The organism is Amycolatopsis sp. NBRC 101858, assembly GCF_030269325.1.
GTDB lineage: Bacteria > Actinomycetota > Actinomycetes > Mycobacteriales > Pseudonocardiaceae > Amycolatopsis > Amycolatopsis ponsaeliensis.
In genome coordinates, this window is the sequence record NZ_BSTD01000001.1 from 2,406,814 (window position 1) to 2,431,209 (window position 24,396).

Annotated in this window: 24 protein-coding genes; 16 read left to right on the top strand and 8 right to left on the bottom strand. The window is 71.7% G+C overall.

Annotated elements, in window-relative coordinates; all coding sequences use genetic code 11:
- Positions 1-39: 39 nt before the first annotated feature.
- From QSK39_RS11725 to dnaB, 10 genes are all read left to right on the top strand, one after another.
- Positions 40-918, top strand: coding sequence for a hypothetical protein (locus QSK39_RS11725; protein WP_285477633.1), 879 nt, complete (start codon positions 40-42; stop codon positions 916-918).
- 103 nt (positions 919-1,021) lie between these two features.
- Positions 1,022-1,351, top strand: a complete 330-nt coding sequence (gene rpsF / locus QSK39_RS11730; RefSeq protein WP_285477634.1) for a 30S ribosomal protein S6 — start codon at positions 1,022-1,024, stop codon at positions 1,349-1,351.
- 17 nt (positions 1,352-1,368) lie between these two features.
- Positions 1,369-1,896 (top strand): single-stranded DNA-binding protein, encoded by a 528-nt coding sequence (locus tag QSK39_RS11735; protein WP_285477635.1) that lies wholly within the window; start codon positions 1,369-1,371, stop codon positions 1,894-1,896.
- 43 nt (positions 1,897-1,939) lie between these two features.
- Complete coding sequence (rpsR, locus tag QSK39_RS11740) at positions 1,940-2,188, top strand: 30S ribosomal protein S18 (protein WP_003098744.1); 249 nt, start codon at positions 1,940-1,942, stop codon at positions 2,186-2,188.
- Between the two features lie 14 nt (positions 2,189-2,202).
- Positions 2,203-2,664 carry a 50S ribosomal protein L9 gene (gene rplI / locus QSK39_RS11745; protein WP_285477636.1) on the top strand — a complete coding sequence of 154 codons (462 nt, stop codon included), beginning with the start codon at positions 2,203-2,205 and terminating at the stop codon, positions 2,662-2,664.
- A 131-nt stretch (positions 2,665-2,795) separates the two neighbouring features.
- The gene (locus tag QSK39_RS11750) at positions 2,796-3,146 is read left to right on the top strand and encodes a hypothetical protein (RefSeq protein ID WP_285477637.1); all 351 of its coding nucleotides are present in this window, start codon (positions 2,796-2,798) and stop codon (positions 3,144-3,146) included.
- Positions 3,143-3,760, top strand: coding sequence for a DUF3558 domain-containing protein (locus QSK39_RS11755; protein ID WP_285477638.1), 618 nt, complete (start codon positions 3,143-3,145; stop codon positions 3,758-3,760). The genes QSK39_RS11750 and QSK39_RS11755 overlap by 4 nt, the downstream gene beginning before the upstream one ends.
- 1 nt (position 3,761) lies before the next feature.
- On the top strand, positions 3,762-5,132 hold the full coding sequence (locus QSK39_RS11760; protein ID WP_285477639.1) for a hypothetical protein: 1,371 nt from the start codon (positions 3,762-3,764) through the stop codon (positions 5,130-5,132).
- A gap of 94 nt (positions 5,133-5,226) precedes the next feature.
- Positions 5,227-6,015, top strand: a complete 789-nt coding sequence (locus tag QSK39_RS11765; RefSeq protein ID WP_285477640.1) for an ESX secretion-associated protein EspG — start codon at positions 5,227-5,229, stop codon at positions 6,013-6,015.
- A 501-nt stretch (positions 6,016-6,516) separates the two neighbouring features.
- A complete protein-coding gene (dnaB, locus tag QSK39_RS11770; protein WP_285478000.1) occupies positions 6,517-7,923 on the top strand; it encodes a replicative DNA helicase in 1,407 nt (468 codons plus the stop codon).
- Here the strand turns inward: dnaB and QSK39_RS11775 are convergent.
- Complete coding sequence (locus QSK39_RS11775; RefSeq protein WP_285477641.1) at positions 7,920-8,372, bottom strand: MarR family winged helix-turn-helix transcriptional regulator; 453 nt, start codon at positions 8,370-8,372, stop codon at positions 7,920-7,922. The genes dnaB and QSK39_RS11775 overlap by 4 nt on opposite strands.
- Positions 8,373-8,440: 68 nt before the next feature.
- Between QSK39_RS11775 and QSK39_RS11780 the strand changes: the two genes are divergently transcribed.
- Both QSK39_RS11780 and QSK39_RS11785 read left to right on the top strand, forming a co-directional pair.
- Complete coding sequence (locus QSK39_RS11780; RefSeq protein WP_285478001.1) at positions 8,441-8,833, top strand: MarR family winged helix-turn-helix transcriptional regulator; 393 nt, start codon at positions 8,441-8,443, stop codon at positions 8,831-8,833.
- Between the two features lie 68 nt (positions 8,834-8,901).
- Positions 8,902-9,672 carry a dioxygenase family protein gene (locus QSK39_RS11785; RefSeq protein ID WP_285477642.1) on the top strand — a complete coding sequence of 257 codons (771 nt, stop codon included), beginning with the start codon at positions 8,902-8,904 and terminating at the stop codon, positions 9,670-9,672.
- 184 nt (positions 9,673-9,856) lie between these two features.
- Here the strand turns inward: QSK39_RS11785 and QSK39_RS11790 are convergent, their stop codons facing one another.
- Both QSK39_RS11790 and QSK39_RS11795 read right to left on the bottom strand, forming a co-directional pair.
- Positions 9,857-13,015: a beta strand repeat-containing protein gene (locus QSK39_RS11790; RefSeq protein WP_285477643.1), complete on the bottom strand. Its 3,159-nt coding sequence runs from the start codon at positions 13,013-13,015 to the stop codon at positions 9,857-9,859.
- A 207-nt stretch (positions 13,016-13,222) separates the two neighbouring features.
- The gene (locus QSK39_RS11795; protein WP_285477644.1) at positions 13,223-14,140 is read right to left on the bottom strand and encodes a hypothetical protein; all 918 of its coding nucleotides are present in this window, start codon (positions 14,138-14,140) and stop codon (positions 13,223-13,225) included.
- A gap of 245 nt (positions 14,141-14,385) precedes the next feature.
- On the opposite strand from QSK39_RS11795, the gene QSK39_RS11800 reads away from it, so the two are divergent.
- The 3 genes from QSK39_RS11800 to QSK39_RS11810 are packed head-to-tail and all read left to right on the top strand — an operon-like array spanning position 14,386 to position 17,419.
- Complete coding sequence (locus QSK39_RS11800) at positions 14,386-15,627, top strand: AI-2E family transporter (RefSeq protein WP_285477645.1); 1,242 nt, start codon at positions 14,386-14,388, stop codon at positions 15,625-15,627.
- Complete coding sequence (macS, locus tag QSK39_RS11805; protein ID WP_502873260.1) at positions 15,624-16,757, top strand: MacS family sensor histidine kinase; 1,134 nt, start codon at positions 15,624-15,626, stop codon at positions 16,755-16,757. The genes QSK39_RS11800 and macS overlap by 4 nt, the downstream gene beginning before the upstream one ends.
- 20 nt (positions 16,758-16,777) lie before the next feature.
- On the top strand, positions 16,778-17,419 hold the full coding sequence (locus QSK39_RS11810) for a response regulator (RefSeq protein ID WP_285478003.1): 642 nt from the start codon (positions 16,778-16,780) through the stop codon (positions 17,417-17,419).
- A 4-nt stretch (positions 17,420-17,423) separates the two neighbouring features.
- On the opposite strand, the gene QSK39_RS11815 is transcribed toward QSK39_RS11810, so the two are convergent.
- Positions 17,424-18,353 carry a hypothetical protein gene (locus QSK39_RS11815; protein WP_285477646.1) on the bottom strand — a complete coding sequence of 310 codons (930 nt, stop codon included), beginning with the start codon at positions 18,351-18,353 and terminating at the stop codon, positions 17,424-17,426.
- 198 nt (positions 18,354-18,551) lie between these two features.
- On the opposite strand from QSK39_RS11815, the gene QSK39_RS11820 reads away from it, so the two are divergent.
- Positions 18,552-19,217, top strand: a complete 666-nt coding sequence (locus QSK39_RS11820; RefSeq protein WP_285477647.1) for a DUF1707 SHOCT-like domain-containing protein — start codon at positions 18,552-18,554, stop codon at positions 19,215-19,217.
- Positions 19,218-19,290: 73 nt separating this feature from the next.
- Here the strand turns inward: QSK39_RS11820 and QSK39_RS11825 are convergent, their stop codons facing one another.
- The 4 genes from QSK39_RS11825 to QSK39_RS11840 all read right to left on the bottom strand — a co-directional run bounded on the left by QSK39_RS11825 (position 19,291) and on the right by QSK39_RS11840 (position 24,169).
- Positions 19,291-20,697, bottom strand: coding sequence for an MFS transporter (locus tag QSK39_RS11825; protein ID WP_285477648.1), 1,407 nt, complete (start codon positions 20,695-20,697; stop codon positions 19,291-19,293).
- 215 nt (positions 20,698-20,912) lie between these two features.
- Positions 20,913-22,541, bottom strand: a complete 1,629-nt coding sequence (ptsP, locus tag QSK39_RS11830; protein WP_285477649.1) for a phosphoenolpyruvate--protein phosphotransferase — start codon at positions 22,539-22,541, stop codon at positions 20,913-20,915.
- Positions 22,534-23,271, bottom strand: a complete 738-nt coding sequence (locus QSK39_RS11835) for a hypothetical protein (protein WP_284743473.1) — start codon at positions 23,269-23,271, stop codon at positions 22,534-22,536. Before QSK39_RS11835 ends, ptsP begins: the two co-directional genes overlap by 8 nt.
- 28 nt (positions 23,272-23,299) lie before the next feature.
- Complete coding sequence (locus QSK39_RS11840; protein WP_285477650.1) at positions 23,300-24,169, bottom strand: ribokinase; 870 nt, start codon at positions 24,167-24,169, stop codon at positions 23,300-23,302.
- Between the last annotated feature and the right edge of the window lie 227 nt (positions 24,170-24,396).

The following is a 24,396-nucleotide window of genomic DNA, read 5'->3' on the forward strand; positions in this document are numbered from 1 at the left end:
GGTGTTCAGGACGACGTCTCCATAACCCCACGGAGGACTGTGCTCGTGCGGAAGTTCTTGACCGTGACCGCCCTTGCCGCCTTCGTCACCGGTGGCGCACTGCTCTCCACGGGCACGGCCTCGGCGAGCCAGCAGGTCGTCAGCGGCAGCTGCACCGGCACGGTCACCGGCCAGATGGGCGACCAGGTGGCGATCGACGGGGCTTCGGTCAAGACCCTCGTCACGAACGGCGCGAACAACGCGGGCACGCTCGCGATCGGCAGCTGGGCCGGCGACTCCATCGCCAAGAACCACGCGATCCCGGTGGGCCAGGTGCCGAACGCCGCGGGGGGCGAGGCGACCGGAGCCGCGATCGGCAAGGCGGTCCGCACCGCGCTGGCCGCCTCTGGCACGTGGGGTCTCGGTCTCGACTGGAACAAGACCTTGAACAGCGTCGAGAGCACGGTCGCGAAGGGCTGCAACCTCACGCTGCTCGCCGCCAACTACGTCGCCCCGAGCACGCCCGGCCAGCCGGGCTCGGGTGGCACCGGCACCCCGCAGGGCGGCGGCACCGGGACCGTCCCCGGCGGCTCCTCCGGCAACCTCTCCAACCTGAACCCGGGCAACGCCGCGGGTTCCGGCACCGCGCCGATGCGCGACTACGGCGGCATCCCCACCGCGACCGCCGGCACGGCCGTCGCCCCGGGTGTCCGCTACCCGGCCGACGGCTCGCTCCCCGGTGACGCCTCCGCGCCCCAGGGCGACACGGGTGCCCAGAGCGGCCAGGGCGCCGACATCCGCGACGCGGGCAACGCGCAGTCGCTGGCTTCGCCCGGCTCGGCGAACGACGTGCAGCTGCCGATGCTGCTCGCGGTGATCGTGCTCGCCGGCGTCACCGCGGGGCTCGTCCGCACCTGGGTCCTGCGCCGCGCGAGCTGACCCCCGCCGTCCGGCCCCGAAGGCACCCCCAGGTAGCCTTACCTGGACAAACCCTCCTGTCACGGACAGTCCGTGACCGCGAGCCCATAGGAGGTGAGTGGTTGTGTCACGCCATTACGAGGTAATGGTCATCCTGGACCCCACGCTCGACGAGCGCACGGTCGCCCCCACGCTGGACAACTTCCTCAACGTGATCCGCACTTCGGGCGGTTCCGTGGAGAAGGTCGACGTCTGGGGCCGCCGTCGGCTCTCGTACGAGATCAAGAAGCACGCCGAGGGCATCTACGCCCTGCTGGACCTGAACTCGTCCTCGGACGCGGTGAAGGAGCTGGACCGCCAGCTGTCGCTGCAGGAGACCGTGCTCCGCACCAAGGTCATGCGTCGCGAGGTCAAGCGCGCCGCTGCGCCCAAGCCCGTCGCCGCCAAGGCCTGAGCCGAAGGGTATTCCCGATGGCTGGAGACACCGTCATCACGGTGATCGGCAACCTGACGTCCGACCCGGAACTGCGTTTCACCCCGTCCGGTGCGGCGGTCGCGAACTTCACCGTCGCGTCCACGCCCCGCACGCTCGACAAGCAGTCGGGCGAGTGGAAGGACGGCGAGGCGCTGTTCCTGCGCTGCAACATCTGGCGCCAGGCGGCGGAGAACGTCGCCGAGTCCCTGACCCGCGGCGCTCGCGTCGTCGTGCAGGGCCGCCTGAAGCAGCGGTCGTTCGAGACGAAGGAAGGCGAGAAGCGGACCGTCGTCGAGCTCGAGGTCGACGAGATCGGCCCCTCGCTGCGCTACGCCACGGCCAAGGTCAACAAGGTCAGCCGCGGTGGCGGCGGCGGTGGTGACTTCGGCGGCGGCGGTGGCGGCGGTGGCGGCGGGAACCGCGGCGGCGGTGGCGGCGGAATGCCGGCCGACGACCCGTGGGGTTCCGCCCCGGCCGCGAGCAGCGGCGGTGGCGGCGGCTTCTCGGACGAGCCCCCCTTCTGATCTCGTACACATCCACACAGATTTGAATTACCAGGAGTAGACAGTGGCCAAGCCACCCATTCGCAAGCCCAAGAAGAAGGTCTGCGTGTTCTGCAAGGCCGAGAAGAAGGGCCGCCCGGAACTGATCGACTACAAGGACACCAACCTGCTGCGGAAGTACATCTCCGACCGCGGCAAGATCCGTGCCCGTCGCGTCACCGGCAACTGCAGCCAGCACCAGCGTGACATCGCCATCGCGGTCAAGAACTCCCGCGAGATGGCGCTGCTGCCCTACACCTCGACCGCGCGCTAAGGGAGGGCACTGACATGGCGAAGATCATCCTCACCACGGACGTGGCCAACCTCGGCGGCCCCGGCGACATCGTCGAGGTCAAGGACGGCTACGCGCGCAACTACCTGCTCCCGCGGGGCTACGCGATCGCGGCCTCCAAGGGCGCGGAGAAGAACGTGCGCACCATCCAGCGCGCGCAGGAGAGCCGTCGCATCCGCGACCTCGACCACGCCAAGGAGATCAAGGCGACGCTGGAGGGCCTCGGCGCCATCCAGCTCACCGGCAAGGCGGCCGAGGGCTCGAAGAAGCTCTTCGGTTCGATCACCGCCGGCGAGATCGTCGACGCGATCAAGGCGGCCGGTGGCCCGCTGCTCGACAAGCGCGTCATCGAGCTGCGCGACCACATCAAGACCGTGGGCAAGCACTCGGTCGGCGCCCGGCTGCACCCGGACGTGAAGGTCGACGTGCGGCTCGAGGTCAAGGCCTCGCAGGCGTAAGTCGAGTCAGTACGACGTCGAAGGCGGGTCGCCCCTGGTGGGCGGCCCGCCTTCACGCGTTTCGGGGGAACCCCGGACACACGGGCGTCGTCGTAGGACAATGGAGCGGGACGCGAAGGGAGCGCACTCGGATGGGTAACGAGGTCAACATGTCCGCGCCGTCCGGCGGAGGGGGCTTCACGTTCGACGCCGACAAGATCGACGGCGTCATCAAGAAGTGGCAGGACCTGCAGACGGACCTGCAGAACGACGCCGCCGACGCCAACCTGATGGCCGACGTCAAGGCGCCGGGCAAGGAGTTCGCGAGCGGCGACTGGGAGAAGCTCGCCAATCCCTCCGGCAAGGCCTTCCTCGAGCAGAACAAGAAGATGCAGGACTACGTGAAGAACTACATCCAGGCCCTGCTCGACGCGAAGAAGAAGATCACGGCCGCGGACGCGGACCACACCGGCGACATCTCGAAGGCGGGGACGCAGGCGTGAACCGCCGTCTCGTGCTGCCCGGGCTCGCCCTCGCCGCGCTCGCCCTCGCCGGCTGCAGCTCCACGACCGGCGGCACGGCCAACCCCGCCGCGTCCGGCACGCCGGACTCCGCGAGCAGCAGCGCCGGCGGTGGCGACGGCGCACCCAAGGTGTCGAGCCCGCTCGACCCGGCCAAGCTGAAGTCCGACCCGTGCTCGGTCCTTTCGGCCTCGCAGCGCTCGACGCTCGGCCTCGAGGACGGCACGCCCCGCTCCAGCTCGGCGGGCGCGTCCTGCGCCTGGATCTACACCGGCGACGAGACCCGGAGCAGCCGGATCGACGTCGCGGCCGACCCGAACACCGACGGGCTCGCGGGCATCTACGACCTCTACGCCAAGGGCGGCAAGGACCAGTACGAGTACTGGGAGCCGGCCGACGTCTCCGGCTACCCCGCGGTGTACGCCGCGACCAAGGACTTCCGCACCCAGGGGCAGTGCAAGCTACTGGTGGGCGTGACGGACACCCAGGCCGTCCAGGTCTTCACGCAGATCGGCAACGGCCCGGGCGCGACCCAGCCGTGCCCGTACGCGGAGAAGGCGGCCGAGGCGATGATCCAGACCTTGAAGGAGGGCTGAGATGCTGGAACTGGTGCTGCTCGGCGGGTTCGCCGCGTACAACATGGCGACCACGCACTCGGACGACCACACCTCGCAGCAGGGCGACCGCAAGATCGACTGCTACGACATCTGGCACCAGATCACCACCGGCCCGGGCACCGGCTCGATCCAGAACGGGCAGTCGGCGGCGAGCCGGCTCAAGGGCGCCTACTCGGACCGGCTCACCACGATCGACACGCTGTCCAAGGAGATGGACGCGGCCTGGACCGGCGGCGGCTCGGAAGCGGCGCAGAACGCGGGCGCGCACCCGCTGCGGGTGTGGATGGAGGACTCGGGCACCAAGCTGACCGACTCCGACAAGTACCTCGGCGAGCAGAACACCGCGTTCACCACGGTGCACGCGCAGGTCCAGGAGGTCCCGAAGGACCCGCCGAAGAACAACCTGCTCAACGCGGTGACGCCGTGGACGACCGACACCGACCGGGCGATCCGCGACTACAACACCAAGGGCCAGGCCAACGTCGACGCCTTCAACACCTACTACAAGGCGAGCAACGACAACGGCCAGAACATGCCGACGTACTCCGCGCTCAAGGGGCAGCAGGAGAACGTCAGCGTCGACGACGGCAAGAAGAAGCCCGGCGACGACGGCAAAGGCAACGGGAACGGCAATGGGGACGGCGAGCGCGGAGGTGCTCCGGGGGGCGGCCCCGGCGGCGTGAACATGCCCGGACCGGGCGGTGTCCCGTCCTTCGGCGGCCAGCCGGCCACGCCCGGGGGCAGCTTCGACCCGTCGAAGGTCCCGGGCGGGAACTTCGATCCGTCCAAGGTGCCCGGCTTCGATCCGTCGAAGGTGCCGAGCGGCAGCTACGACCCCGCCAAGCTGCCGGGCGCGGGCAACTACACCCCGCCGAACTTCAGCGACGGCACCAGCGCGTCCGGCTTCTCGCCGTCGGACGTGCCGGGCATGCCGGGCTTCGGCCCGGGCGGCGGTGTCCCGAACTTCTCCGGCGGTGGCGGAGGCGGCGGCGGGTTCGGGCCCGGCGGCGGTTCGGGCGGCATCGGCGACCCGACGGCGGGCTTCGGCCCGGGCGGCGGTGCCGGCTTCGGGCCCGGCGGCTCGACCGGCGCGGCCCTGCCGGGTGGTGCCGGCGGGACGGGCGCGGGCCGCGGCGGCATGGGTGCGGGCGGCGGCGCGATGGGCGCGGGCGGCGCGGCGGCCGGGCGCGGCGGAACCACCGGCATGGGTGGGATGGGCGGCATGGGCCACGGCGCCAAGGGCCAGGGCGGCGGCGACGAGGAACGCACGTCGAAGTACCTGCTCGGCGAGGACCCGAACGACATCTTCGGCTCCGACGAACTGACCGCCCCGCCGGTCATCGGCGAGTAGCGCACGCGAGACCGCCGGGCGCGTGCCAAGATGGGCGCGCCCGGTTCGTGCGGGTTCACCAAAGCTGATCTCGATCTTCACTGGGGGAAGAGCGGTGCTGGACAGGCAGGTCACGATCACGACCGGCACCCTGATCAACCTGATCCGGCGCCGGGGCGGCGAGCCGCACACCGTGCTGTCCGAGAAGCCCACCTGGTACAGCGAAGAGGCCCAGCGCGGCGAGGACGAGCGGGTCAACGCCGAGCTCGCCAAGGCCGGGCTGTACGGCGCGCGCGGCATGCACCCCGGGTTCGTCGCGACGGTCGAAGCCATCGCCCGGCCGCAGCTGGAGTACTACGGCTGGATCGACGGCGGGTACCAGGGCAAGCCGGTCAGCTACCGGCTGCTCGCCGGCAGTGCCGGCGGGGAGGCGTTCGTGCTGGCCAAGCACGAGGAGCTGGACGTCGTGGTCCTGGAGTCGACCCAGCCGCACGAGCTGCTCGACGGCTTCCTCGGCCAGATCCCCAAGCTGGCGCCCGGGCGCGGGACCCCGCTCGCCGTGCCGAAGAGCCAGATCGAGGGGACCGCCCGCGGCGACGAAGGCGGGTACGCGGTGCTCCGCAACGACCGCCCGGCCGAGGGCTCGCAGGAGGTCGAGGAGCTCCGGCGGATCCTGGCGCTACGCCGAATGGGGAGCGGCAGCCTCTACGTCGCGGCCCGCAACCGCGGCGGGGCCTGGCACCGCATCGAACGCCCGGTGAACTACATCGATACGTCGGAAGGCCGGTGGCTGACCGAAGAGGTTCCGGGGCGTGGGGAGAACCGGATCGCCTTCACCCCGGCCGACCAGCGCGTTCTCGCTGACCGGTTACGCAGCGCACAGGGCCGGCTCACCACGGCCTGACCGGCGGCCGTTCAGCCCACCGGGTTACGGCTCTACCCTCCGTGATATTCATCCACAGGCCGTGCGGGTCAATGGTCTCCGGCTGGTCCACGACACGCCGAACAACGGACTTCGCGCGACACGCCGGACGAGTTTCCGGGAAGTTCTCCACACCTTGTTCACAGCCTTTGACCTGCGGATTCACCGAACCCGATCACGCTTGTCCCCAACTTGTCCACAGCTATGGCGGCACCTGTGACTGGTTACCCCCATTCATCCCCAGGTTGTCCACAGAAGGGTCCCCATCTGGAATTGCCATCCGCCTTCCGGGGGATCTAGCGTGCCCGCTCGGGCCTGTACTCACGGTGGCGCCCGGCGTGCCTCCGAGAGCCGGACGCCGTTCTCGCCGATCATCGGGAGGCGCGTCCGGAAGAGTCAGGCACAGGCCGGCCGCGTGCTTCGAGAGCGAAGATCCGGCATACTCGAACTAGTGTTCGACACGATGAGGAGGTGTCCGGGGCGGTGGCGCTGACCGACGACCGCAGTCCGATGTATGCGGAGAACGACCCGGGTCCCAGCGACCCGGGCCCCGGCGGCGGGTTCGACCGCCAGCCACCGCAGGACATCGCGGCCGAGCAGTCCGTGCTCGGCGGCATGCTGCTGTCCAAGGACGCGGTCGCCGACGTCATCGAGGCGCTCGGCCCCGACGACTTCTACAAGCCCGCGCACCAGGCGATCTACGACTGCGTCCTCGACCTCTACGGCCGCGGCGAGCCCGCCGACCCGATCACCATCTCGGCAGAGCTGGAACGGCGGGGCGAGCTGGGCCGCGTCGGCGGCGCGCCCTACCTGCACACCCTGATCGCGACGGTGCCGACGGCGGCGAACGCGGGCTACTACGCGGAGATCGTCGCGGAGAAGGCGGTGCTGCGCCGGCTGGTCGAGGCGGGCACCCGGATCGTGCAGTACGGCTATGGCGCGGCCGCGGCCGACGGCGCGAACATCGACGAGGTGGTCGACCGCGCGCAGGCCGCGATCTACGACGTCACCGAGCGCCGGACCAGCGAGGACTACGTCGCGCTGGAAGAGCTGCTGCAGCCGACGATGGACGAGATCGACGCGATCGCCTCGCGCGGCGGCCAGTCCCAGGGCATCCCGACCGGGTTCAGCGACTTCGACGAGCTGACCAACGGCCTGCACCCGGGCCAGATGATCATCGTCGCCGCCCGCCCGGGTGTCGGTAAGTCGACACTGGGACTCGACTTCGTCAGGTCGGCCTCCATCAAGCACGGGCTGACCAGCGTCATCTTCTCGCTGGAAATGAGCCGGACCGAGATCGTCATGCGCATGCTCTCCGCCGAGGCGAAGATCCGCCTCTCCGACATGCGCGGCGGCAAGATGTCCGACGACGACTGGACGCGCCTGGCCCGCCGGATGAGCGAGGTGTCCGAAGCGCCGCTGTTCGTCGACGACTCGCCGAACATGACGATGATGGAGATCCGGGCGAAGGCGCGCCGGCTGAAGCAGCGCAACGACCTGAAGCTCGTCGTCCTCGACTACCTCCAGCTGATGACGTCCGGCAAGCGCGTCGAGTCGCGGCAGCAGGAAGTCTCGGAGTTCTCGCGGCAGATGAAGCTGCTGGCCAAGGAGATCGAAGTCCCGGTGATCGCGATCAGCCAGCTGAACCGTGGTCCCGAGCAGCGGACGGACAAGCGCCCGATGCTGTCCGACCTGCGTGAGTCCGGCTCACTGGAGCAGGACGCCGACCTCGTCATCCTGGTCAACCGCCCCGACGCGTGGGAGCGCGACGACCCGCGCGCGGGCGAGGCGGACCTGATCATCGCGAAGCACCGTGCCGGCCCGACGGCGACGATCACCGTCGCGCACCAACTGCACTACAGCCGCTTCGTGGACCTCTCCCACGACTAACCGAGGGCGCTGTACCCGCGGACGAAGGCCGTGAGGAGCCGGCCGAAGTTCGCGCGGTCCTCGTCCGGCCAGTCCGCCATGACCTCGGCGAACACCGAGCGCCGGAAGACGTGCAGTTCGTCGAGGTGCGCCTGGCCGGCCTCGGTCGGCACGAGGACCGCACGCCGTCCGTCGCGCTGATCGGCTTCGCGGCGAAGCAGTCCCTGCTCGACAGCGCGCGCGACGAGCCGGCTCGCGCGCGGCTGGTCGACGCCCATCGCCGCGCTCAGGGCCGTCACCGTGCTGGGCTCGCCGCGTTCGGCCAGCTCTTCGACGACGTCGAGCAGCTCGTGCACCGGGTCGTGGGCGCCCTGGCCGCGGGCTTTCCCGATCCGGCTCAGCGCCCGCCGCTGCTGGCTGCGGCGGATCGCGATCATCGCGCGCTCGACGTCGGCCACCGCGTCCGTCATGGTTGCTCCACCCTCCGAACTACATGTACTTTTACATGCAGTTGTTCCTCGACATCATCGGAGTCTTCATGAAACCCCTCGGCTGGTGGCTTCGCCACGTCCACGAGCTCCTCGAATCCTCCATGGCCCGAGCTCTCGACGCCGAGTCGCTGACCCGCCGGCACTGGCAGGTACTCAACACGATCGCCCGCGGCGCCCGCACGCCGGAGGAGGTCGACTCGGCACTCGCGCCGTTCGTCGCCACCGACGGGTCGATGACCGCCAAGGTGGCCGACCTCCGGGCTCGCGGCTGGGTCGCGGAGACGGGCGAACTCACCGAAGCGGGCCGCGAAGCCCACGCCCGCGTCGAGGAGCGCGTCGAAGCGTTCCGCACCTCGGTGACCACCGGAATCAGCGATGACGACTACCGCACGACGATCCGCACCCTGGAGCGGTGCGCGGCGAACCTCGAACGGCGGTGAAGGAATATCCCGGGAAGCTCCGGCGTCGGGTACTCTAGTAGTTGAACTTTCAAGCACTGGAGCCGTCGATGACCCGCACCCCGGTCCTCTACCTCAGCCACGGAGCGCCGCCGCTCGCCGACGACGCCACGTGGACCCGCCAGCTCGCCGCCTGGTCGGCCGACCTGCCCAAGCCCCGCGCGATCCTGGTCGTGTCGGCGCACTGGGAGGAGGCGCCGCTGACCATCGCGGCCACGACGACCGTGCCGCTCGTGTACGACTTCTGGGGCTTCCCCGAGCGCTACTACCAGGTGAAGTACGCGGCTCCGGGCGCGCCGGAGCTGGCGGAGAAGGTGCGAAAGCTCCTCCGCTCGACAGACACCCCGGTGCACGACGCGCCGGAGCGCGGCCTCGACCACGGCGCCTACGTGCCGCTCGTCGAGATGTACCCGGACGCCGACGTCCCGGTGCTGCAGGTTTCGATGCCCTCGCTCGACCCGCAGGAGCTGTTCGACCTCGGCCGCAAGCTCGCGCCGCTGCGCGACGAAGGCGTGCTCATCATCGGCAGCGGCTTCTTCACCCACAACCTGAGCGGCATGGCCCGCGCCACCGACGGGACCCCGCCCGCGTGGTCGGCCGAGTTCGACCACTGGGGTGACGAGGTGGTGCGCGGCGGCGACGTCGATGCGCTGCTCGACTTCCGGCACAAGGCGCCGGCGGCGGCGCTCGCGCACCCGCGGATCGAGCACTTCGCGCCGCTGTTCGTCTCCCTCGGCGCGACCGCGGAGGAGAAGTCCGGCCGCACGGTGATCGACGGGTTCTGGCACGGCCTGGCCAAGCGTTCGCTGCAGTTCTCCTGACCTCCCGGAAACACGAACGAGCCCCAAGAGCCGGATTCGGCTCTTGGGGCTCGTCCTCTCCAGGGAAGGAGAGCTTTTTTCGATCGTCAGGCACTCCGTGCGAGGAGACCTCGCGGCGCGGTGGAGCGCCTGCCGGGTTGGAGGGCCGGGCGGGCTCTGGCTGAACCCGCCCGGCGTCACCGAACTACTTGCGCTTGACCAGACCCAGCAGCTTCGCGAGGAAGCCGGTCGAGTCGAGGCCCGACATGGCCGGGACCTGCGCGGCCGGGGCCGCGCTGTCCAGGATCGGCAGCTTCGCGTTCACCGGCAGGGCCGGGGCGGCGGGCAGCGCGGTCGGGACGGCCGGCACGGCCGGGGTCACCGGGAGCGCGATCGGCAGCGTCGGGACGCCGCCACCCAGCGCGGGCAGCGCCGGCAGCGCGACGGGCAGGCCCGCGGTCGGCAGGTCGGCACGCTCGGTGCCACCCAGCGCCGGGAGCGTCGGCAGCAGGCCGCCGTTCAGCGTCGGGATGTGCACCGGCAGGCCACCGGTCGGCAGGTCGGCACGCTCGCCGCCGCCGGCCAGGGAACCGCCCAGGCCCGAAAGCCCGTTCAGGCCCGGCAGGCCACCCGCGGTGGGCAGGTGGGGCAGCCCGGCCATCGGGCTCACCGGCACGTCGGCGCGCTGCGCCGGGACGGCCGTCGGCAGCGCGGGCAGGCCCGCGGTGGGCAGCCCCGCCGTCGGCAGGCCGCTGGCGAGCCCGGTCAGCGAAGGCAGCTCGCCGGCACCCAGCTCCGAACCCTCGACCGGGTTCGCGATCGAGTCGGCCGCCTCGGTGGCGTCCCCGTCGATGCTGGTCATGTCGGTCGCGTCCGCGGTCGCCACGCCCAGCAGCTCCAGGGGCACCCCGAAGATCTGCACCGGCGCCACGATGTCGTGGTAGAAGTTGTACCCCGACAGGCTGGACCCGTCACCCTCGGTGGTCGGCTCGCCACCGTTCTCCGTGGTCAGCGTGTTGTCGCCGACGGCGTGCGCGACGCCGCCCACGGTCACCGCGTCGCCGAACAGCTGCGCGATCGCCGTGGCCGGGATGTCGAGGATGTTGCCGGAGATGGCGCCCTCGACACCCGAGGTGGTGTCGTCGCCCGCGTTCTCCACGGACGTCGTGTTGATGCCGGTGCCGGTCGCGACACCCGCCGCGCTGACGGCGTCACCGAAGACCTGCACCACCGGCAGCGCGTCGGCGCCGACGATGTTGCCGGCCACGCTGCCGCGGTCACCGTTGGTGGTGGCGTCGCCGCCCGCCTGCGACATCGTGTCGCTGGTGCCCAGGCCGTGGCCCAGGGCGCCACCCGCGACACCGTCGCTGAACAGCTGCGCGGCACCCGCGACCGGGGCCTTCACGATGTTGCCGGCGATCGCACCGTCCTGCCCGTCGGTGAGGGCGTCGCCGCCCGCCGAGGAGTCGGTGATGTTGTCGTTCTCACCGGTGCCGATGCCCGCGAGGGCGGCACCGCTGCCGGCGGCCAGCACCGGGAGCGAGACCGGGGCCTCGATGATGTTGCCGGCGCCGGCGCCCGCGGGGCCGTTCGCCGTGACGTCGCCGCCCGCGTTGGACGTCGTGTCGGTCGAGCCCTTGCCGTGGCCCTGGCCGACGAACGCGCCACCGATGTTGGCGACCTGCACCGGCAGCGAAGCCGGCACGGTGCCCAGGTTCGAGCTCAGGAAGCCGTTGTCGTCGTGGGTGCTGCCACCGCCGCCGCCGGAGACGACCTTGGTCTCGTCGGCCGAGCCGGAGCCCTGGCCGATGAAGGAGCCGCCCACGCCGAAGACCTCGGCCGGGAGACCGACCGGCACCTGGACGACGTTGCCCGAGCCGGACGAGTCGTTGCCCTGCGTGCCGTCGTACGCCCCGGCGGTGACCGTCTTGTCCTCGGTCGCCGTGCCGGACGCGTTGCCGATGTGGCTGCCGCCGATACCGAAGACCTCGGGCGCGCCCGCGGCCTGGGTGTTGACGATGTTGCCGCCGAGGACCGAGCCGTTGCCCTTGGTGTAGCTGCCGTCGCCCGCGTTGGCGTCGGTGGTGTTGTCGTGCGCGGCGTTGGCCTGGCCGATGTAGGTGCCACCGATGCCGAAGGCCTCGACCGGCAGCGCGACCGACGGGTTCAGGACGTTGCCCGACCCGCTCGAGTTGTCACCGGCGGTCTTGACGAAGCCACCCGAGTCGACCGTGCTGGAGGAGCTGCCGGTCTCGGGGATGCCCGCCGTGGCGTTGCCGATCCACGAGCCCGCGACACCCGCGACGTTCGCGATCGGGGACAGCGCGACCGCCCCGCCGTTGCCGGACAGGAACGAGTCGTTGCCGCTCGTCTCGAGGTAGGTCGGGATGCCGAGGCTGCCCTCGCGCGTGTCCCCGGCCGTGGCGTCGGCGGAGGTGTTGCAGCCGTCGGAGTTCGACAGCGCGCCCCACACGGCGCCCGAGTTGCAGTTGAACTTGACCGGCAGGGCGATCGGCGCGCCGACCACGTTGCCCGAGCCGCTCGCCTGGTCGCCGGAGCTGAACAGCGAGCCGCCCGAGGTCGCGACGGTGTCGGCGGAGTAGCCGTGGCTCTGCCCGTTGCCGAGCAGGTACGAAGCGGCGTTGCCGGTCACCTGCACCGGGGTGGCGAGCTGGCCCGCGACCACGTTGCCGGAGAGCGAGGAGCCGTCGCCGTTGGTGTCGACGTTCCCGGTCTCGGTGGTGCTCTGGCTGGCCGACCCACCGGTCACGCGGCCGGTGCCGCCGGCGACGCCGCCGCCGTTCCCGGCGATCTGCACGGGGAGCGCCCAGTCGAGGGCGACCGCGTTGCCCGCGAGGCCGGAGTTCTCACCCGTCGTCGCGATGTCCTGGTTGTGGTCCCAGGTCTGGGTGTGGTCGCCACCCTCGACGTTCGCGTCGCCGATCACGCCGACCGCGTTGTCCACGATCTGGATCGGGACGACGACGTCGCCGGTGACCTTGTTGCCCTTGAGGTTGTTGTGCCCCGGGGTGAAGGCGCCCGCGCCGTCGGCCTTGGTGGCACCGCCGAGGGTGCTCTGGCTGATCGGGCTGGCCTCGTCGAGCTGCTTGGCAGCCTCGTTCGCGGCGTTGGTGACCGGCTTGGTGCTCAGCTCCGTCTGCCCGGCGGGCAGGTCCAGCTGGCCGAAGGGGGTGCCGACCGCGTTGTTGGCTTCCTGGATGGGAGCCGTGACGTTCAGGTCGAGCGGGGACGCCGGGGCGTCCGGGTTGACGTTCTCGTCGGCCGAAGCGATGCCGGTACCCAGCATCAGCAACCCACCGGTGACAAGTGCGGTCTGGAGTCCGCGCTTTGCCCACGTCTGCATGGGGTTTTCTCCTTTATTTCGGGTTCCCTTGCGGGCTTATGGGGGTGCGCTCGTCGAAGTCGAAACGGAGTCCGAGCCGCACCGAGGGGGAAGGAACTTCATGCGGGCGCACAAAAGCGCACCGCCGTGTCACGGGAATCTCGCGGACGCAGGCGCCGTCAGAGGAAGACGGGCTTGGGCGCGTCAGCGACCCGTGAAGGGAGGTGTTCAGTCAGGAGTGACACCGGGCTGCTCGCCCGGGGTGCGCATCGCGGTGCGCAGGCCGGCGCGGCTCATGGCCGCGACGGCGGAATCGACGGCTTCGGTCGTCCAGAACGGGACACCGAAGTTGAGGCCGTCGAGGTGACCACCGGGGGCAGTGCTGCCACCCGGGGCGGTGGGGACGGACGGCGCAACCGGAAGCTGCACCGGGGCCAGCGGGGACGGCAGGTCACGGTGCCCGTCGCGGGACTCGCCCGCGGCACCGGTGCCGTCTTCGTGCTGGAAACCCTGCGGCGACGCGAGCACGGCTCGCAGCGCGGCGGGGAGCTGGACGGTCGAGACGGCGACCGTGTCCGTGGTCTGGCCGAGGCCCGTGGTGACCGGCTCCTGCTCGACCGGGGCGAGCCCCGGGAGCGACGGAACCAGGTCACCGTGACCGGCCGGGTCGAGCAGCTGCAGCACGTCGTGCGCCGGCTCGGGGGTGAAGGTCTGCTCGAGGACCTCGCGGGTGTCCTGCGGCTTGCGGACGATGTGCTCGACCGCGCCGAGGGTGCGGTGCGCCGGGCTCACGACGGCGTCTTCGGCGAGGTCCGAGACCGAGTCGCTGACGCGGTCGGAGACCTCGTGCCCGAGGACGCGGGCGCACGGCTCGCTCCACGCGGTGGCGTCCTGGTGGCAGCTCGAGGCGGCGACGTCGCCGGCCGCGGTGGCCGCACCGGTGTTCACGTCGCCGAGGCTGCCGGTCGCGGCCTCGGTGACCGGGGCGGTGCCCACCTCGACGGTGTCCGCGGAAGCGGTCGCACCGGAGACGAGCCACGCGGCGGCGGTGCCGGCCACGGCGCCCCCGAGGACGAGCAGCGCACGCGACACGAGACGGCGGGTGCGCTGGGCGCCCTGCCCCTCGTTCGTCGCGTCCTTCGCCACTCGTCGTCTCCTCGTGCTGAGTCGTGCTGGGTCTGTGATCAATCGGCAACATTGCGTTGCGGAAGCGACCTAACCAAATCCACGGCGGGCCGCGCACCTTTGACGCGACTTGATGCCCCCATCGTGTGAACGACACACTGTGTAGCCCGGTCTGACGGCGGGTGATCACGCCTGGCAGTGATCGGTGCCGGACGTGGCCGCGGGAAAGCGGCCGAATCGGGCGGTCTTGCCAGTACGGTGTGCCAGTGAGCCACGCGCGACGCGAAGACCAGTTCCTGCCGGAGCACGAGGACATCACCGGGCTGATCCCCCGGGGGCTGCGCATCAGTGCGGCGCTCGCCTGGCGGTTCATCGTGATCGCCGCCGCGCTGTACGCCGTGGTGTGGGTGATCGGCTACCTGTCCGTCGTCATCATCCCGCTGTCCATCGCCCTGCTGGTGTCCGCGCTGCTCGCGCCGGCGGTGCAGAAGCTGGTGGCGGTGCGGTTCCCGCGCGGCCTGGCGACGGCGATCGTCCTGATCGCCGGGCTGGCCGTGCTGGGCGGGCTGCTGACGTTCGTCGTCACGCAGTTCTCATCCGGCCTGCCGCAGCTGCAGCAGCAGGTGAACGCGAGCCTCGACCAGATCAAGAACTGGCTGCTGAACGGCCCGCCGCACCTGCGCCAGGAGCAGATCCAGGACTTCATCAACCAGGCGATCGGGTTCATCCAGAACAACCAGGCGTCCATCACGACGACCGCGCTGACCACGGCGAGCACCGTCGGCGAGATCCTCACCGGCTTCCTGCTGACGTTGTTCATCACGATCTTCTTCCTCAGCGGCGGCGACGGCATCTGGACGTTCCTGTGCCGCGGGGTGCCGCGCCGGGTCCGCAACCGGGTCGACGTCGCCGGGCGCCGCGGGTTCGCCTCGCTGGTCAGCTACGTCCGGGCGACGGCCGCGGTCGCCGTGGTCGACGCCGTCGGCATCGGTGTCGGCCTGTGGATCGTGGGCGTGCCGCTGGTGATCCCGCTGGCGACGCTGGTCTTCATCGGCGCGTTCATCCCGATCATCGGCGCCGTCATCACCGGCGGCGTCGCGGTGCTGATCGCGCTGGTGACGAACGGGTTCATCGGCGCGGTGATCGTGCTGGCCATCGTGATCGGCGTGATGCAGCTGGAGAGCCACATCCTGCAGCCGCTGCTGCTCGGGCGGGCGGTGAAGCTGCACCCGCTGGCCGTGGTCCTGGCCATCACGGCCGGCCTGGTCGCGGGCGGGATCGCCGGCGCGCTGCTGGCCGTGCCGCTGCTGGCGGTGCTCAACGCCGGCGTCCGGTCGCTGCTGCACGAGACCAACCCGGACCCGGCCGAGGTGGACGTCCTGAAGGACCAGGCCGCGCAGCCGAACGACGCCGAACCCGGCGGGCCGAAAGCCGAAATCGCGACGGTCGCCGAGAAGGAAGCCGACGCGTCACCGGCCGAGCCGCCGAAGCGCCCCGGCAAGCCGTGACCACCCGGCGGTCCCCGGACCCGATCACGCCGATGTGGCGTGGCGTGCTCGCGTTCCGCCTGCTCACCTGGGCGTTCGCGGGCGGCACCGTGATCGTCCAGAGCGGGCACTACCAGCGGGAGTGGCTGGCTTGGACGGTCCTCGGCGTGATGGCCCTGTGGTCGGTCGTCAGCAGCTTCTTCTACCTGCGTGAGCGGACGCGGCCGCCGGCGCTGGTGGTCTTCGACCTCGTGCTCACCACCGCGCTGCTGCTGACCTCGCACTGGGTGCTCAGCGACGAGCAGTTCGCCTTGAACGTCCCGTTGATCACGACGGTGTGGGCGGCCGTGCCCCCGGTCGCCGCCGGCGCGCGCTTCGGAGCGAGCGGCGGAGTGCTGGCCGGGCTGGTCCTCGGCGTCGCGACCGGGCTGGCGCGGGACAAGTTCGACATCGACGTCGCCCGCGACGGCGTCCTGCTCGCCGCGGCCGGGCTGCTGGTCGGCATGGCCGCGACGATGGGCCGCCGGTCCGCGGCGCGGCTCGAGCAGGCGCTGCGGAAGGAAGCGGCGACGGCCGAGCGGGAACGGCTGGCCCGGTCGATCCACGACAGCGTGCTGCAGGTGCTGGCCCGGGTCCGCAAGCGCGGCAACGAGGTCGGCGGCGAAGCGGCCGAGCTGGCGAAGCTGGCCGGCGAACAGGAGATCGCGCTGCGGTCGCTGGTGACGACCGAACCGCTGACGCCGAACGACAGCGGCACGTCCAGCCTGCGGGCCGCCCTGCAGCTGCTCGCGACGTCGTCGGTGCAGGTCTCGACCCCGGCGGACGACGTCGAGCTGCCCGCCCACGTCACCGACGAGCTGGTCGCCGTCACCCGCGAAGCGCTCTCGAACGTGGAGAAGCACGCCCCCGGCGCGCAGGCGTGGGTGCTGCTGGAGGACCTCGGCAGCGAGGTGGTGGTGAGCATCCGCGACGACGGACCGGGCATTTCGGACGGAGTTCTCGAGCAAGCGGCCGCCGACGGGCACCTCGGTGTGGTGGAATCCATCCGGGGGAGGGTGCGCGACCTCGGCGGGAGCGCGGCCCTCGACACCGGGCCCGGCCGGGGCACCGAGTGGGAGGTCAAGGTGCCGAGCACGAGGGGTGCGAAGTGAGCGAGGAGCGGATCTCGGTGATGGTGGTCGACGACCACCCGATCTGGCGCGACGGCGTGGCCCGCGACCTGACCGAGCACGGCTTCGACGTGCGGGCGACCGCCCCGGACGCCGACGCGGCGCTGCGCATCGCGCGCACCGTCCGGCCGGACGTCGTGCTGATGGACCTCAACCTCGGCGGCACGTCCGGGGTGGACGCCACCCGCGAGATCACGTCGGCGCTGCCGTCGACCCGAGTGCTGGTGCTGTCCGCGAGCGGCGAGCACAAGGACGTCCTGGAGGCGGTGAAGGCCGGCGCGTCCGGTTACCTGGTCAAGTCGGCGTCCGCGGCGGAGCTGGTGGACGCGGTGCACCGGACCGCGGCCGGCGACCCCGTGTTCACCGCGGGCCTGGCCGGGCTGGTGCTCGGCGAGTACCGGCGGATGGCCGACGCGTCCGTCGAAGGCACTGCGGGCGCCGAGCCACCCCGGCTGACCGAGCGCGAGACCGACGTCCTGCGCCTGGTCGCGAAGGGGCTGACCGCACGGCAGATCGCCGAGCGGCTCGTGCTGTCGCACCGCACGGTGGAGAACCACGTGCAGTCGACGCTGCGGAAGCTGCAGCTGCACAACCGCGTCGAGCTGGCCCGGTACGCGATCGAACACGGCCTCGACGAGGAGTAGCCCCCTAGGGCAGCACGGCGAACCCCGACCACACCGTGGTCGGCAGCGCCGCCTTGCCCAGCCGCCACGCCGGCTCGCCCGGGTGCCAGGCCGCGAGGACGCCGTCGGCGAGCACGAGGTCACCGTCTTCGGACCAGTCGAAGCCGCCGCCGCGCTTGAGGTGCTCGGTGATGAACGGCATCGCGGCGACGTGTTCCCAGGTCAGCGTGTCCGGGTGCAGCAGCCAGAGGTCCCGGGTCTGCGTGCTGGTGCCGCGGTAGGCGGGGTTGGCGAAGTCGACGGCCCAGACACTGCCGTCGCGCGAGGGGACGACGGTCGGCGTCCGCGCGATCACCGGCCGGCTGAGCTGCTTGCGGCTGTTGTCCCGCAGGTCGACGAGGGTGAGCTCGGTGAGGCCGTCGAGGAGCATCCGGTCACCGGCGACGCCGAAGATGCGCGGCGCCTGCTGGATGGTGCGGCCGGTCTCCGGGTCGATCAGCGCGTCCGTCGACTCGGCGGCGCCGCCGTTGATGGTGATCAGCAAGCCGCGCGTGGTCCCGGTGCGGACCTGGGTGCGGCAGCTGGCGGGCTGGCCGTGGCCGGACTCGCTGCCGGCGAGGGAGACGCGCTGCAGCCGGCAGGTGTCGGGCGCGTCCTGCCGGATGACCCAGACGCTGTCGCCGTCGGCGGCGGGGGCCACCGACCAGGCGCGGCCGAGGGAGCGCGGCGGGCTTGAGGGTCCGGTGTAGACGAGGACCTCGAACGGGTCGTCGCTGCCGGCGCCCGCCGGGTAGGCCGTCAGGACGGCGGACTTCCCGACCCGGATGACGCTCAGCCCCAGGTCGCCGCCGGGATAGCCGGGCGGGGTGGCGACGGGCCCGCCGTCGGCGTCGAACAGGGTCGGGCCGGTGGTGGGGATGAGGGCGGTGATGTCGATGCCCCCGGTCGTCGGCACGCCGGTGAGTCTCTCCGGCAGGGTGGGCGGGGTGCTCGGCGCCGCGCTCGTGGTGCTCGGGCTCGGTGGCGGTGGTGCTTCGCCCGTGCACCCGGACAGGACGACCAGCGCCGCGCAGAGGGCGGCGGCGCGGACTACGGGTCCGTTCAGGGTTTTCCCCCGATCTCCCTGGTGGAATCCGGTTCTACCATCATGGGCATGGGCGAGGAAGAGAACGCGGCGGCGGAACCGGTGACCGAAACCAAGCCGTTGGGCGAGCGGGATCTCCGGGTGTCCGACGACGAGCGCGAGCACGTCGTCGGGGTGCTGCAGAAGGCGATCGGCCGCGGGATGATCGACCTCGACGAGTTCACCGAGCGCACCGACCGTGCGCTGGCGTCGCGGACCCGCGGCGAGCTGAACGCCGTGCTGGCCGACCTCGCCGGGCTGTACCACCCGGCGGCCGCGTCCGCCGCCGCGCCGTCGTACGCGGCTCCGGTGGGCTACAGCGGCGGCTACCCGTCCGGACGGCGGTTCGAGCTCAACGCGAAGTACTCGTCACTGGTCCGCAGCGGGCCGTGGGTGGTGCCGCCCGAGATGGTCGTGCGCAACAAGTACGGCTCGACGAAGCTCGACTTCACCGAGGCCCAGGTGCAGTCGCCGGTGGTGCACATCGAGCTGGACGCCAAGTGGGGCTCGGTCGAGGTGATCATCCCGGAGCACGCGGCGGTCGACGTCAACTCGATCACCGACGTCAAGTTCGGCTCGCTGGAGGACAAGACGCGCAGCAACGGGCACATGGGGAACCCGCGCTTCGTGCTGAGCGGGCGGGTCCACGGCGGTTCGCTGGTCATCCGGCACCCGCGGCGCGGGCTGTTCGGCTAGCCGGGGTCCCTCTGCCCCCGGCGTCAAGAAGGCCTCCCCACCCAGGCATCGGGTGGGGAGGCCTTCGCGCTGTTCAGGCGGCCCGGAGGTTCTTCGCGACGAAGCCGATGAGAACGGCGAAGGCGACGGCGGCGAGCCCGGCGACGACGTGCAACCCGCTGGGCAGGCCGTGCGCGCGGACGACGGCGTTGCCCAGGGTCCCGACGGTCGCGATGCCGAGGGCGTAGCCGAACTCGTTGACGGTCTGGGCCAGCGACGCGGCGGCACCGGCCTTGCGCTGCGGCACCGAGCCGACGACGAGATCGGTCCCGAGCGCGACCATCGGGCCGACGCCCAGCGACGTCACGGCGAACCCGAGCGCGGGCCACGCCGGCCCGGCGGCGGGGTCGACGAGGGCGAGGATCACCATGCCGGCCGCGGCGAGGGCAACCCCACCGGCGATCAGGACGTTCGGCTTCACCCGGCGCGCGAGGGCGGGCGCGGCGAGGAAGCTGACGGTGGAGGCGGCCATCCCGGGCAGGAGACCCAGAGCGGCCCCGACCGGCGAGAGGTGCTGCGCGACCTGCAGGAACTGCGCGGTGAACAGCATCGTGGTGCCCCCGAGCATGCTGAACAGGAGCATCCCGCCGAGCGTGGTGCGGAAGGCCTTCGCGGCGAAGAGGCTGAAGTCGACGAGCGGGTCCTTCAGGGCGCGTTGCCGCTTGTAGAAGACGTACCCGACGGCCAGGCCGGCCACGAGGGCGGCCACCGGAACGGGGTGGACGCCGTCGCGAGCGAGCTCCTTGATCCCGTAGACGGCGGGCAGGATGGCGCCGAGCGAGAGGCCGACACTGGGCAGATCGAGACGGCCGGCCTGCTCGTCGCGGTATTCGGGCAGCAGCTTCGGGCCGATGACGAGCAACAGGACCATGGCGGGAACGCCGAGCAGGAAGACCGCACCCCACCAGAAGTGCTCGAGCAGGACACCACCGACCATCGGGCCGATGATGGCGCCGACGGTGAAGCAGCCGGCCCAGATCCCGATGGCCTGGGCGCGTTGCTGCGGGTTCTTGAAGAGGGTCCCGATGAGGGAGAGGGTCGAGGGAGCGAGCGTCGCCCCGGCAACCCCGAGCACGGCCCGCGCGGCGATGAGCATGCCGGGAGTCGTGGCGAAGGCGGCCCCCACGGAGGCGATCCCGAAGGCGGCGGCCCCGATGAGCAGCAGTTTCCGCCGCCCGATCCGGTCGCCGAGGGTCCCCATGGTGACCATGAACCCGGCGACCATGAAGCCGTAGGTGTCCATGATCCAGAGTTGACCGGTGCCATCGGCGTGAAGACTGGTCGCGATCTTCGGCAGCGCGAGGACGAGAACGAAGACGTCCAGCGAGACGAGCAGGGTGGGCAGCGCCAGCACGGCAAGGCCGATCCACTCCCGGCGCCCGGCCCTCGCCGTCTCCGTCCCGGCCGGAACCCCGGCCTGCGCTTCGGCGGTGATGGTCATGGCTGCTTCCTCTCGGCTCGGTGGTGCTTTCACCACTTCGTCGAGCGGGCCGGGCCGGAATCGACAGCTCGGTCGAGGTTTGTCGAGAAAAGCCGTGAAGGCCGCCTCGATGGGGAGGCGCCCTTGCGGGCACTGGCTCCGAGATTCCCAGCCCAGCCGCGGCCGCCTGCTTCGAGCCAGCGCTCACCGGCCCTCACGAAGCCGGCCGGGTTTCGTCAGGGGCGAGCTGCCGCCCTTGCTTCCGCCGGGTTCGACGTTGCCAACGCTGCCTCGGCCAGCGTCTCGCACTCCGCGAGCGTCGACGTCGCCAGGCTTGCGCCCACCGTGCGGACTGCCGGGGCGTTCATCGACAGGCTCGTCAAGCCCAAGCCCGCCAAGACCAGTGCCAGCCTCGGGTCCGCCGCCGCTTCGCCGCACACGCCCGCCGGCTTGCCCGTGGCCTTGGCCGCGTCGCCGATCAGTTTCAGCAGGCGCAGGAGGCCCGGCTGCCACGGGTCGTTGAGCTTCGCCACCGCGCCCAGCTGGCGGTCCGCCGCGAACGTGTACTGGGCCAGGTCGTTCGTGCCCACCGAGACGAAGTCCACCGCTTCGAGGATTTCGCGGGCGCTCAGCGCCGCCGCCGGGATCTCGATCATCACGCCCGCCCGGGCGATGCCCGCCGCGCGGACGCGGGCGGCGAACCACGCCGCTTCCTCGACCGTCGCGACCATCGGGGCCATCACCGAGACCTCGGCGCCCGAATCCTCCGCCGCGCCGGCGATCGCCTCGAGCTGGCGGTCCAGCACCTCGGGGCGGTCGAACGCCACGCGCAGCCCGCGGACGCCGAGCGCCGGGTTCGGCTCGACCTCCGGGGAGAGGAACGCCAGCGGCTTGTCGGCGCCCGCGTCCAGGGTCCGCACGATCACCGGCTTGCCGCGGAACGGCGAGAGCACCGCCGTGTACGCCGCGCGCTGCTCGGCCACCGACGGCTCGTCCGAGGCGTCCAGGTAGCAGAACTCGGTGCGGAACAGGCCGACGCCTTCCGCGCCCGCGTCGGCCGCGGCCTGCGCGTCGGCCGGGGAGCCGACGTTGCCGTAGACCTTCACGCGGTGGCCGTCGGACGTCGCGCCCGTGCCGTTCCAGTCGGCCAGCTGCGCCTTGGTCGCCGTGACGACCGGCGCCGACGGGTCCGCGACCTCGACCGTGCCCGCGTCGCCGTCGACCGCAAGCGCTTGCGCGTCCAAGCTCAGCAGGCCGCGCACGGCCACGACGGCCGGGATGCCCAGCGCCCGCGCCAGGATCGCGGTGTGACTGGTGGGGCCGCCCTCTTCGGTGACCAGGGCGAGCACCTTCGCCGGGTCGAGCCCCGCGGTGTCGGCCGGGGCGAGGTCGCGGGCGACCAGCACGCTCGGCGACGCCAGCTCCGGCACCCCGGGCGGCGCGATGCCGAGCAGCTCGGCGACCAGCCGATCGCGCACGTCGCGCACGTCGCGGACGCGTTCGGCCATGTACCCGCCCGCGGCGGCCAGCGCTTCGGCGAAGCCCTCGGCGGCCTGGTGGACGGCTCGCGCGGCGGGCAGCCCCTGCGTCTTGACCAGCTGCTCGGCCTGCGAAGCGAGCGCCGGGTCGGCCGCCATCGCGGCGGTGGTGATGAGGATCGTCGCGGCCTCGCCGGTGGCGGTCTCGGCCTGCTTCTCCAGCCGGCCGGCGACGATCGCCGCGGCGGGCGCGATGCGCGCGGCTTCGGCGGCGGGATCGGCCGGGGCCGGGGTGGCGGCGGGCTCGCCAAGCGGCTCCGCGACGCGGACGACGGGACCACTCGCGCGGCCGGGGCTGACGGCGACCCCGGACAGAAGCTCAGACATGGTCTAGACCATAGCTCAAGTAGGTCTGGATATCTCGTGGTGGCGGGCACAACCCTCGCTGACGCACCTGTTCGAGCACCGGCCGGACCTCCTCGTGCCACCAGGCTTCGGCCAGTTCGCCGCGGCTGCGCACCGGCCGTCCGGCCAGCATACGGCGGAAACCCCAGGCTTCGGCCGAGTCGGCGAGCCGGAACCAGTCGGCCGGGTCGTCGAGCCACAGCCCGAGGCGGACGTCGTCCGGCAGCGGGACGCGCTCGAGGAACATCCGCTCGGCGGTCTTCGACGGCAGGTCCGCGAGCGTCAGGCAGCGCAGCGCGCAGGCGACCGTGCTGATCCAGCGGACCCGCGCGCGGATCGTCCGGGCGCCGCGGGCGCGTTCGATGGCGACGCGGTGGTGTCCGTCGTCGACGAAGAACATGTCGGACAGCCGCACGAGCCGCACCGGCGGGAGGTCGGCCGACGTCCGCGTCAGCCGTTCCCAGCGATCGCGCAGCGCCCGGTTGCGCGGCCGGAACTCACGGTCGAAGTCGCCGGCGCGGGCGACCGTGCCGACGATGCCCTCCAGCGGGACGTCGTAGACGCCTTCGTCGACCTCGGTCTGCTTGCCCAGCGCCTTCAGGGTTTCATCGAGCGGCATGATCGCGAGGTGGTCGGGGCGGCGTGCCTCCGCGATCGCCCTCAGCTGAGCTGCGTAGCCGCGCCACCAGGCCGAACCGAACGAGTCGCCCATGTGAGGTGCAACACGGGCCTTCGGATGATCATTCCCCCAGGTCGGCGGCGGTCGGGTAGGACGGCTGCGCACCGTGCCGCGTCACGCTGAAGGCCGCGACGCGCACCGCGTGCTTCGCCGCGGAGACGAGGTCGGCGCCGTCGGCGAGCGAGGCCGCGAGCGCGCCCGCGAAGGCGTCCCCGGCGCCGGTGGTGTCGACGGCCTCGACCGCCGGCGACCCCACCTCGGTCACGCCGTCCCGCTCCACGACGACCGCACCCGCCGCGCCGAGCGTGACGACGGCGGCCCGCGGTCCGAGCTCCAGGAGCTTCCGGAAGTCCGCGCCGGGCCCGGCCAGCCACGCGGCTTCGTGTTCGTTGACGAGCAGGACGTCGAGCTTGGCCAGCGTCTCCGCGGACAGCTTCGCCGCCGGCGACAGGTTCAGCAGCACCTTGACGCCCTTTTCGGCGGCCCGCGCGACGGCGTGCTCGATGGTCGGCAGCGGCACCTCGAGCGAGGCGACCATGATCTCGACCCCGTCGAACACGGCGTCGACGTCGGCGGGCTCGAGGCTCGAGTTGGCGCCGGGGGAGACGAGGATGGCGTTCTCGCCGTCCGGGGTGACGGTGATGTAGGCGATGCCGGTCGGCCGGTCGCTGGTCCGGACCAACCCGGTGTCGACCCCGGCGGCGCGCAGCGAGTCGAGCAGCAACCGGCCGTAGGGATCGTCGCCGACGGCACTGAGGAGCGCGACGTCCGCCCCGAGCCGGCCGGCCGCGACCGCGGTGTTGGCACCCTTGCCGCCCGGCGAAAGCACGGTGTCGCCGCCCAGCACCGTCTCGCCACCTGCCGGCCGCCGGTCCACCGCGACGACGAGGTCGGCGTTGGCGGATCCCACAACGAGGACGTCGGAGTTCATCCCCGCACTGTGCCACGAAAGCCGTCCGACCAGGTCGGGAAGGGTGAGGAAGAGGAAAGTGAAGGTTTTTGTAACTTATCCGGCGTTGAGTGCGACAATCATGCGAGCAGCGGATGCCCGTCACTCGATCGGGGGATCACATTCCCCCGGCCGTCACTACGCGGACCGGTCCCGCTCTCCAGGTGCGTCACCACGCAAGACGTGGTGGCGGTGCCCCGACCGGTGAG